This is a genomic window from Thauera sp. (assembly GCF_035444905.1).
In the GTDB taxonomy this organism is placed as follows: Bacteria; Pseudomonadota; Gammaproteobacteria; order Burkholderiales; family Rhodocyclaceae; genus Thauera.
This window is the reverse complement of the sequence record NZ_DAOMPS010000113.1, coordinates 1-4,562: the sequence shown is the minus strand read 5'-3', so window position 1 is coordinate 4,562 and position 4,562 is coordinate 1. Positions and strand designations below refer to the sequence as shown.

Sequence of the window (4,562 nt, the reverse complement as noted above, 5' to 3'; positions counted from 1 at the left end):
GGCCCACCTTTGCCTACTGGCAGGCGCTCGAGCGCAGCCAGTGGCTGGATCGGGCGGCGATCGAGGCCTTGCAGGCGCGCAAGCTCAACGCCCTGCTGGGCGTGGCGCTGGCGCACAGCCCCTGGCACGCGGCGCGGATCCGCGCCGCGGGGCTGGAAGAGGCGGTGCGTGCCGGCGAATTGCCCCTGGCCGGTCTCGCCCGCCTGCCCACCATGAACAAGCGCGACGCGCGCGACAACGTCGACCAGCTTGTGTGGCGCGGCGTGCCGGGCGGCGCTTTCCGCTACAACACCGGTGGCTCCAGCGGCGAGCCGCTGATCTTCCATTTCGGCCGCGCCCGCCAGGCCTCGGATGCCGCCGGCCGCATGCGCGCGCGCAACTGGTGGGGCGTCGCGCCCGGCGATCGCGAGGCCTACCTGTGGGGGGCCCCGGTCGAGCTCAACAAGACAGACCGCATCAAGACGCTGCGCGACCGCCTGGTCAATCAGCTCGTGCTCAACGCCTTTGCGATGTCGGCGCCGCACATGGACGACTACCTTGCCGCGCTGCAGGCCTGGCAGCCCAAGTGCCTGTACGGCTACGCCTCCAGCGTCGCGCTCCTCGCCGCCCATGCCGAGGCGCGCGGCATCAAGCCCCGGCTCAACGCCCTGCGTGTGGTGTGCACCACCGGCGAGCCGCTTTACCCGCACCAGCGCGAGCTCATCGGCCGCGTCTTCGGCGTGCCGGTGGCCAATGAATTCGGCAGCCGCGACATCGGCTTCACCGCCCACGAGGCCCCGGGCGGGCAGATGCTGCTGCTGAGCGAGAGCCACATCGTCGAAGTGCTCGACGCCGCCGGCCAGCCGGTGGCGCCGGGCGAGGCCGGCGAAGCCGTCATCACCGGCCTCGCCTCGGAGGCCCAGCCCTTCATCCGCTACCGCACCGGCGACGTCCTGCGCCTGTCGCCCGACGCCGCCAGCGGCGGGCAGGGGCTGCACGTGATCGCCGAGGTCAGCGGTCGCCAGACCGACTTCGTCCTCGCCGCCGACGGCCGCGTCATGCATGCGCTTGCCGTCATCTACGTGCTGCGCGCCACGCCCGGCGTTGCCCAGTTCAAGTGCGTGCAGCACGCGCTCGACCGCATGGAAGTGCAGATCGTCACCGATGCACAGTGGAATGCCGAGGCGGGCGCAGCCGTGATTGCCGGCTTGCGCGCACGCCTGGGCGAGGGTGTCGCGATCGAGCTGAAACTGCTGGACACCATTCCGCCCGAGGCCTCGGGCAAACACCGCTATGTCGTGAGCCATGTCCCGCTGCCCGGCGGGCTGATGGTCACCGCCTGAACCGAACCGATCCGACGCATGAACCCAAGCACCCTCATCGAACTCCCCCTGCGCTACAAGCCCTGGCGCGCCCGCCACCTCAAGCTCGTCATCCGTGACATGGGGGGTGCCGCGCGCCAGCCCGAGGGCGAGCATCTCGCCCACCTGCGTGGCGCCATCGACTGGCTGTGCCGCGCCCAGGACGCGCGCGACGGCAAGTCCGACGCCGGCGGCGTGGCCGCCGGCTGGAGCTTCGAGGACGGCTGGCTGCCCGGCTATCCCGAGACCACCGGCTACATCATCGAGACCTTCCTAGCCGCTGCGCCGGTGCTCGGCCGCCTCGAACTGCTCGACCGCGCGCAACGCATGATCGACTGGGAGCTCTCTCTGCAGGCCGACGATGGCGCCTTCCCCGGCCACTTCGGCGAGCCCGGCAGCCACCCGGTCGTGTTCAACCAGGGCCAGATCATGCACGGCCTGGTCGCGGGTTATACCCAGCTCGGCCGCAAGGACTGCCTCGAAGCCGGCCTGCGCGCCGGGCACTGGCTGGTCGCCCAGCAGGACGCCGACGGCTGCTATCGCAAGTTCGAGCACAACGGTGTGCCCCACGTCTACAACACCCGCGCCATCTGGGCGCTGGCGGCGATGGGCGTGGTCGGCAATGAGGCCGGCTTCATCGCCGCCGCCCGCCGCAACCTCGACTGGGCGCTCACCCAGCAACGCGCGAGCGGTTGGTTCGCCACCAACGCCTTCGTGCCCACCCGTCACCCCTTCACCCACACCATCGCCTATGCCATCCGCGGCTTCATCGAGGTCGGCGTGCTGCTCGGCGAGCCCCGTTACCTGCAGGCGGCCGAGGTCGCCGCCCGCGGCATCATGGCGGTGCAGCGCGAGGACGGCTGGCTGGCCGGCACCTATGCCGACGGCTGGGTGGGGCATGGCAGCTATGCCTGCGTCACCGGCGTGGCGCAGATGGCGCTGTGCTGGCTGCGGCTGGCGCAGCTCACCGGCGACGACAGCTTCCGCGCCGCGGCGCGGCGCGCCATCGGCTACGTCAAGCGCACCCAGCGCCTGGACGACGAGGACGACGTGGTGCGCGGCGCCATCCCCGGCTCGGCGCCGATCTGGGGCGCCTACTCGCGCTTCGAATTCCCCAACTGGGCAGCCAAGTTCTTCGCCGACGCGCTGATCATGGACCTCGGCGACAGCGTCGTGCCGCCCGTCCCCGCGGCGGCCCGGGGGCGCGCCCGATGAGCGCGCTGCGCATCATGATCCTGTGCGGGCGCAGCGCCCGTCACCTGCACGTCGCCAATGTGCTGTGCCAGGCCGCTGATCCGGTCGCCATCGTGCAGGAGACCGGCGGCGAGTGGAACCTGAAAAAGACCCTCAAGAAGCTGCGCCCCGACAACCTCTTGCGCAAGGTGTGGCGCTGGCTGCGCGACCGCCGGCGCTACACCGGCAACCCGGAGGCGAAGTTCTTCTTCCCCGACGGCAACCCGCGGCTCGACCGCCCCGAGCTGGTGCGCGAAGTCCCGCACATCAACCACCCCGAGGTCGTTCGCCTGGCGCGCGAGCTGCAGCCCGACCTCATCTGCGTCTTCGGCACCTCGCTGATCCGCGGCGAGCTGCTCAACCAGGGCCGGCTAGGCATAATCAACCTGCACGGCGGGCTGTCGCCCGAATACCGCGGCGCCGACTGCACGTTCTGGGCGCTCTACAACGGCGAGCCGGACAAGGTCGGCTGCACGCTGCACTACATCGACGCCGGTATCGACACCGGGCGGCTGATCGCCCACATCTCGCCCGCAGTGCGCGAAGGCGATACCGAGCTCGTGCTGTTCTGGCGCGCGGTGCAGGACAGCGCCCAGGTCTACGCAGAGGCCATCCAGCGCCTTGCGCACGGGCATGCGCTGGGTGTCACGCAGCCGGGCAAGGGCCGGCTGTACCAGGTCAAGGACCGCGGCCTGCGGCATGAGCAGGCGCTGGCTGACAAGCTGCCCGGCATGCTCGCCGGGCTCGACCTGCCGCGGCGGGTGCGCTGGTTTGCCGCCGAGGAAAGGCAGGAGCGCGCGGCATGAGGGATCTGTTCGTCGCCGCCGTCGTCTTCGGCTCGATTCCCTTCATCCTCAAGCGGCCGTGGCTGGGCATCCTGATGTGGTCGTGGCTCGGCTACATGAACCCGCACCGGCTTGCGTGGGGCTTTGTCACCACGATGCCGGTGGCGCTGATCATTGCTCTCACGACGTTCGCGGCGATCCTCCTTGCCAAGGAGAAGAAGGAGATCCCCTGGACGCGCGAGACCGTTCTACTGCTGATCTTTACAGGCTGGATGTTCGTGTCGACCTTGCTGGCGCAGTATCCGGGCATGGCCTGGCCGCAGTGGGACAAGGTCTGGCGCATCATCCTGATGACCTACGTCACGATGATGTTGATTACCGACCGGCAGCGCGTGCACTGGCTGGTGGTGGTGATCGCGTTGTCGATCGGTTTTTATGGTTTCAAGGGCGGGGTGTTCATCCTCACCGGCGGCAGCGGCAACAACGTCATGGGGCCGTCGGGCTCGTTCATCGCAGACCGTAACTCGGTTGGCCTGGCGCTGATCATGATCGTGCCGCTGCTCTGGTACGTGCGGCTCCAGACCGAGAACTACTGGCTGCGTCTGGGCTTGCTCGGGGGGGGCGCGCTCACGCTGATAGCGATCATAGGCACCAACTCACGCGGGGCCCTGCTTGGTCTGGTCGCCATGGGCTTCTTCTTCCTGATGAAGGCGCGCAACCGCTTCGGCATCATCATGGCGTTGATTCCCGTCATCCTGGTCGTCCTCTACGTCATGCCACCCGAGTGGTTCGAGCGTATGCACACGATCGAGACCTATGAGGAAGATGCCTCGGCGATGGGGCGCCTGTATGCGTGGGGCAACGCGATCACCCTAGCGAACCTGTTCTTCTTCGGTGGCGGTTTCCGTGCGGTCACCGGTTTTGGCGGTACTGATTCACACAGTAACTGGTTCGGCGTGCTTGGTGAGCTCGGCTGGGTCGGGCTGGCGATGTTCGTGCTGCTGCATGTCTTCACCTGGCTGTCGGCCGCGCAGATCATGCGCTGGGCAAAACCGCACGAGTCGCTCCGCTGGGCGCGTGACCTTGCAGCGATGGTGCAGGTCAGCCTCATCGGCTACATGTCGGCGGGCTCCTTCCTGGGCCTGCAGTACTTCGACCTCTTCTACCACCTGATCGCGATCATCGTGATCACCAAGATGCTGGT

General features: G+C 68.5%; 4 protein-coding genes. All 4 read left to right on the top strand.

Annotated features, from left to right (window positions below; all coding sequences use genetic code 11):
- Nucleotides 1-1,322 (top strand): phenylacetate--CoA ligase family protein (locus PLC66_RS22200; RefSeq protein WP_324544361.1); only part of this gene is annotated, 1,322 nt, incomplete at its 5' end.
- Nucleotides 1,323-1,340: 18 nt separating this feature from the next.
- Nucleotides 1,341-2,555, top strand: a complete 1,215-nt coding sequence (locus PLC66_RS22195; protein ID WP_324544360.1) for a hypothetical protein — start codon at nucleotides 1,341-1,343, stop codon at nucleotides 2,553-2,555.
- Complete coding sequence (locus tag PLC66_RS22190; protein ID WP_324544359.1) at nucleotides 2,552-3,379, top strand: formyl transferase; 828 nt, start codon at nucleotides 2,552-2,554, stop codon at nucleotides 3,377-3,379. The genes PLC66_RS22195 and PLC66_RS22190 overlap by 4 nt, the downstream gene beginning before the upstream one ends.
- The coding region (locus PLC66_RS22185; protein ID WP_324544358.1) for a putative O-glycosylation ligase, exosortase A system-associated at nucleotides 3,376-4,562 on the top strand (1,187 nt) is incomplete at its 3' end. The genes PLC66_RS22190 and PLC66_RS22185, both read left to right, overlap by 4 nt.